The 4390-nt window shown below is 66.8% G+C and carries 7 protein-coding genes and 2 pseudogenes; 4 read left to right on the top strand and 5 right to left on the bottom strand.

The window, feature by feature from the left end:
- The first annotated feature begins 364 nt into the window (after window positions 1–364).
- The 3 genes and pseudogenes from HY726_04390 to HY726_04380 all read left to right on the top strand — a co-directional run bounded on the left by HY726_04390 (window position 365) and on the right by HY726_04380 (window position 1157).
- Window positions 365–502 (top strand): annotated as a pseudogene (locus HY726_04390) (VapC toxin family PIN domain ribonuclease).
- A 160-nt stretch (window positions 503–662) separates the two neighbouring features.
- The gene (locus tag HY726_04385; protein ID MBI4608228.1) at window positions 663–923 is read left to right on the top strand and encodes a type II toxin-antitoxin system HicB family antitoxin; all 261 of its coding nucleotides are present in this window, start codon (window positions 663–665) and stop codon (window positions 921–923) included.
- A 15-nt stretch (window positions 924–938) separates the two neighbouring features.
- Window positions 939–1157 (top strand): annotated as a pseudogene (locus HY726_04380) (type II toxin-antitoxin system HicA family toxin).
- Between the two features lie 26 nt (window positions 1158–1183).
- Here the strand turns inward: HY726_04380 and HY726_04375 are convergent.
- Window positions 1184–1870, bottom strand: a complete 687-nt coding sequence (locus HY726_04375) for a carboxylesterase (GenBank protein MBI4608227.1) — start codon at window positions 1868–1870, stop codon at window positions 1184–1186.
- Between the two features lie 247 nt (window positions 1871–2117).
- Between HY726_04375 and HY726_04370 the strand changes: the two genes are divergently transcribed.
- Window positions 2118–2711 (top strand): type II toxin-antitoxin system HicB family antitoxin, encoded by a 594-nt coding sequence (locus HY726_04370; GenBank protein MBI4608226.1) that lies wholly within the window; start codon window positions 2118–2120, stop codon window positions 2709–2711.
- Window positions 2712–2854: 143 nt separating this feature from the next.
- Here HY726_04370 and HY726_04365 read toward each other — a convergent pair whose 3' ends face one another.
- The 4 genes from HY726_04365 to HY726_04350 form a co-directional block, all read right to left on the bottom strand.
- The gene (locus HY726_04365; protein MBI4608225.1) at window positions 2855–3184 is read right to left on the bottom strand and encodes a helix-turn-helix transcriptional regulator; all 330 of its coding nucleotides are present in this window, start codon (window positions 3182–3184) and stop codon (window positions 2855–2857) included.
- On the bottom strand, window positions 3168–3509 hold the full coding sequence (locus tag HY726_04360; protein MBI4608224.1) for a type II toxin-antitoxin system RelE/ParE family toxin: 342 nt from the start codon (window positions 3507–3509) through the stop codon (window positions 3168–3170). Before HY726_04360 ends, HY726_04365 begins: the two co-directional genes overlap by 17 nt.
- Before the next feature lie 182 nt (window positions 3510–3691).
- Window positions 3692–4054: a retroviral-like aspartic protease family protein gene (locus tag HY726_04355; GenBank protein ID MBI4608223.1), complete on the bottom strand. Its 363-nt coding sequence runs from the start codon at window positions 4052–4054 to the stop codon at window positions 3692–3694.
- 75 nt (window positions 4055–4129) lie between these two features.
- A partial coding sequence (locus HY726_04350; GenBank protein ID MBI4608222.1) for a UbiD family decarboxylase occupies window positions 4130–4390 on the bottom strand: 261 nt, incomplete at its 5' end.

The raw sequence follows: 4390 nt of genomic DNA, 5'->3' as shown, positions 1-4390 counted from the left end.
GACCCGCTCGGCAAGCGCCTCATCCCAGTGGATGCCTACCTGGCGTCGCTGAAAGCCGTGGTCGGTGCTGGGTTGGCATGCTGACTACATGGAAGTATGTTATCAGCATGTCCAAGATGGTCCAGGTGAGGAACGTCCCCGAAGCGCTCCACCGGGCCTTGAAGGCGAGGGCGGCTCTGTCCGGCATGTCCCTGTCTGCCACATCCTCACGGAGCTGCGGCGGATTGCCGAACGGCCCAGTCGCCAGGAGCTGCTGGAGCGCCTCAGGCGCCGGCAGGCGGTGGAGGAACTGCGCCCCTCGGCGGCCGAGATCCTGGCGGCGGAGCGCGAAGGACGATGATCGAACCTCTTCCTGCCGCGGATCTGGGCGCTGCGACCGCACCTCACGGCTTACGATGCCGTCTACGTCTCCCTGGCCGAGGCCCTGGACGCGCCGTTGCTGACCCGTGACCGACGCCTCGCCGCCGCCCCCGGCCACTCGGCCAGGGTCGAGGCCTTCTGAGCGGCCCGCCTGAGCGGGGCCCTGAGTCGGGCCCGGCCGGCTGAGGTTCGTCGCTCGGGCTCCCTGACCTCCTCGCGGGCGCCCTGACCCTCTCCATCTCGACGACGGCCCGCCCAGGATCACAGCACGACGATGGCACTTGGGGTCGGGTCGCCGTACAATGGGTATCGGAGGTTACGGAAGGGGGTCAGAGCTGAAGACCTATGACTTCAAGGTGATCCTGGAGCCCGATGAAACTGGCGGATACGTGGTGACCTGTCCTTCGCTGGCCGGCTGCTATAGCCGGGGCGAGACCGTTGAAGAGGCCCTCGCCAATATCAAGGAGGCCATCGAGCTCTGCCTTGAGGACATGAAGGCTCATGGAGAGGAGATCCCCGACCCCTCTGGGGTGCTCATCGGCAGCGTAGTCGTCAGCCGGTGAGTCCTCTGCTCCCCGGTCTCTGGCCAGGAAGCCGTTTGGGCCTTTCAACGCGTTGCCTATGAAGTTGTTCGCCAGCGCGGGAGCCACATAAGACTCCGTCACCCCTCCGATCCCTCGCGGAAGCCCCTCACTGTGCCGGACCATCGGAGCCTGAAGCCGAGTCTCCTCCGGAAGCTGATCCGGGACGCCGGACTGGAGGTGGAAGAGTTCGTCCAGCTCCTGCGCGCCCTTTAGTCCGGCCACGCCGGGCGGGCCCAAGGTTACGCCCGGGGGCCCAGCACCTCGCGCAGCCACGCGGCGAGGTCGCGGATCTCCTCGGCCGAGACCGCATGGGGCATGGGGTACTCGCGCCACGTCACGCCGTAGCCCAGCTCGAGCAGCCGGTCGCGGCTGTGACGGGCTCGGGTCAGGGGGATGACCTCGTCGTCCGTGCCGTGGGCTATGAAGATGGGCACGCCCCGATTCGCCGGGCTGGCCTCGGCCGCCAGGGTGCCGGCCAGCGGGAGGTGACACGAGAGCGCGATGATGCCGGCGAGCCGTTCGGAATGGCGCAGGCCGGTATGCAGGGCCATGGCGCCTCCCTGGGAGAAGCCGGCGAGGAAGAGCCGACCTGCGGGGATCCCGCGCGCCCGCTCGCGCTCGATCAAGGCCTCGATCTGGGCCTGGGAGCCCCGCACGCCCTCGGCGTCCTCCTGACGCCCGCCGCCCGCGTCGGGTACATCGTAGACGTCGTACCAGGCGCGCATGACGAATCCGCGGTTGATCGTCACCGGGCGGTAGGGCGCGTGCGGGAAGACGAAGCGGACAGGCACGGTCTCCGGCAGGCCGAGGTGTGGGACCACGGGCTTGAAATCGTGGCCGTCGGCGCCGAGTCCGTGCATCAAGATGACGGCCGCCCGCGGCTGCGGGCCGGTCTCGATCTCGATCGCCTCGAGCAGATCGGGCATTGTCCGTCTCCCTCCAGTGCGTGCTCGCAGCCTGCGCGTCGATCCCGCTCAGGCCCCAGCCCTTCGACCAGACCGCACCGGCTGCCGATCGGCCCGAGAGGCCCGGTCCGGCACGGGCGCCGGCAGGTTCGGGCTCCGAGCTTGTGTGCGTCGCGTGCTGGCGCCGCACCGGACGCGGAGAATCAGCGGGGACGATTATAGATCGTCGCAGCCGATGTCGCAGCCTGTCATCAGAGGCTACCTTATAATGCGGACGAGGCTGAGTTTTCGAGGAGGGGAGGGCTCACTCCGCGCTCGTCCCCTGACCTACCGCCCTCCCCGAGGGCCTGCTGCGGAAGCTGATGAAGGAGGCTGGGCTCGCGTGAAGCCCCTCGCGTATCCCGCGCGGATCCGGTATCACAGGGCCGACCGCGCCTACCTGGTGGAGTTTCCCGACCTGCCGGGATGCCTGACGTACGGGACGACAAAGGCCGAAGCGCTGGCCAACGCGGAAGAAGCCCTTTCCGGATATCTGGCGTCCATCTTCGACCGCGGGTTCGTGCTTCCCCGGCCTTCCACGTTCAGGGGCGCAGTTCCGGTCGAGCCGAGCCTCCCTGTCCGCACGGCTATCCTCCTCCGGCAACTCCGGACTGGCCTTCGGCTCTCCCAGAAAGAGGCGGCCCGCCGTCTCCGCACTTCGTATCAGGCGTATCAGAAGCTCGAGAACCCCCGACGGTGCAATCCCACGCTGAAGACGCTGGAGCGCTTGGGAAGGGCGTTCAAGACGTCGTTGGCCTTAGAGGTGAGGCAGAAATCGCGGCGGGCCGGGAAGGCTGGCCACGCCGCCTACTCCATCTCGTAGTCCTCATCAGGCTCCGGCATCCCCTCGATCCCTCCCGAAAACCTTTGACAGTGCATACCTACCTGGTCAGTCCTCTGTGTTCCTATCGCGACGCCCTCACCGGGGCGGCACAAGGGTACGGAGGTCATGAAGCCCGTTGTCGACTATGAAGGTCTGACAAGACCAATGGTGAGCTCCATCTCCAACGCTCGAGCGACTCGGGCGATCAGAGGCAGGGAGGGCATGCGTAGGGTCCCCCCCTCCAGTCGTCCGATGACTGACTGCGTGGTCCCGGCCCGCCGGGCCACCTCGGCCTGAGTCAGTCCGGCACGCTTCCGGGCCTGCGCGAGCGCGTGCGCGATGTCGGACTTCGCCCGGGCCTCCTGGAAGTGAATCCGGAACTCGGGGTTTCTCATCTCCTGCGCGATGAACGCATCGAGGCTCCCGCGCCCCCGCCTCGCCACTCGGCGCGCCACTTTAGTCTTCGGCTCCATGAAGCACCTCCTTCAGCCGCCTTTCGGCGGTCGCGATCTCCCGGCTCGGGGCCTTCTGGGTCTTCTTGCGGTAGGCATGGAGAAGCACCATCTCTTCACGCGACGCCATCACGTAGAAAAACCGATGGGCCTCGCCGGTCTGAATTCGAATCTCCCAGAGCTTCCCCCTGATTTGGCGGAACTGCACCCCCACGGCCTCAAATCCGAACCGCTGGATGTTCTGAAGCCCCTCGGCGGCCCGTGCTCGTTCCGGTCTCTCGAGGCTTCGCAGGTATTCCTCGACTGGCCGCCGCCCGCCTGCGGTCTCGTAGAACGTGATCCGCACGACAGAATTGTATTGCCGATTGGCGATGACCGCAAGACAATTCCGCCCCCCTGAAAGAGCTGGGATGAGGGACGGTCAGGGAATCAACTGAAGACGCGTACTTCGCGCCCGGCCTCAGAGAGGAGAAGTGTGGATGAGGCGCAGGCGCGCCCGGGCAGGACCACGAGAAGGACCAGTGCGGTTCACATCAGATAGGTTTCAATCGGGATTAGGCGCTTGCCTGTCGGATCTACCCCAAGTCCGAATTCCTCGAGGGTGACCGCGCCGAGGAGACCGGGCGAACCATCCGGGGCCATGAAGCAGAGGGTCGGCAGGACCGCGCCGAGGAGCGAGAGGGTGATGACCGTTACCTCCCACTCGGCCCGGGTCCCGTTGGCGAAGACCACCTGGCGCCGCCCGACGGGCCGATAACCCAGCCGTTCAAGAAAGGGGCGGGGAAGGCAGGTGTAGGTAGCCCCCGTGTCCACCATGAGGGTGATCGGTTCGGGTGACGCCGACCGATCAGCCGGGTGGATCTCTGCGGTGACCGAGAAGGTTCCCATCATCGAGAATTATACAAGCACGCGGGTCCGCAAGGCCCGCTTTCGCGCTGACCGCGGCAGGAGGTCGCGGGGCGCCGGCTACTCGATCTCGTAGTCCTCCAGCTTCACGTCCAGCATCTTGGCGCGTTCGTAGCGGGGGTCGGGCGGGTAGGGGGCCGTGGCGTCGATCCCGAGCTTGGAGCCCACGGAGCCCTCGGTCGTCGGGTTCAGCTCGTGGCACAGGGCGTGGGGGATGACCAGCACGTCCCGGGCCGGACGGCAGCGGGTGGCGATGGCCCACTCCACGTCCTCGGCATTGTAGATGTCCACGTCGTCGTCCACCGCGATGACCATCTTCAG

It is taken from the genome of Candidatus Rokuibacteriota bacterium (assembly GCA_016209385.1).
GTDB lineage: Bacteria > Methylomirabilota > Methylomirabilia > Rokubacteriales > CSP1-6 > JACQWB01.
Note: the sequence above shows the minus strand (reverse complement) of the source record. Positions and strands in the feature narration are given on the sequence as shown.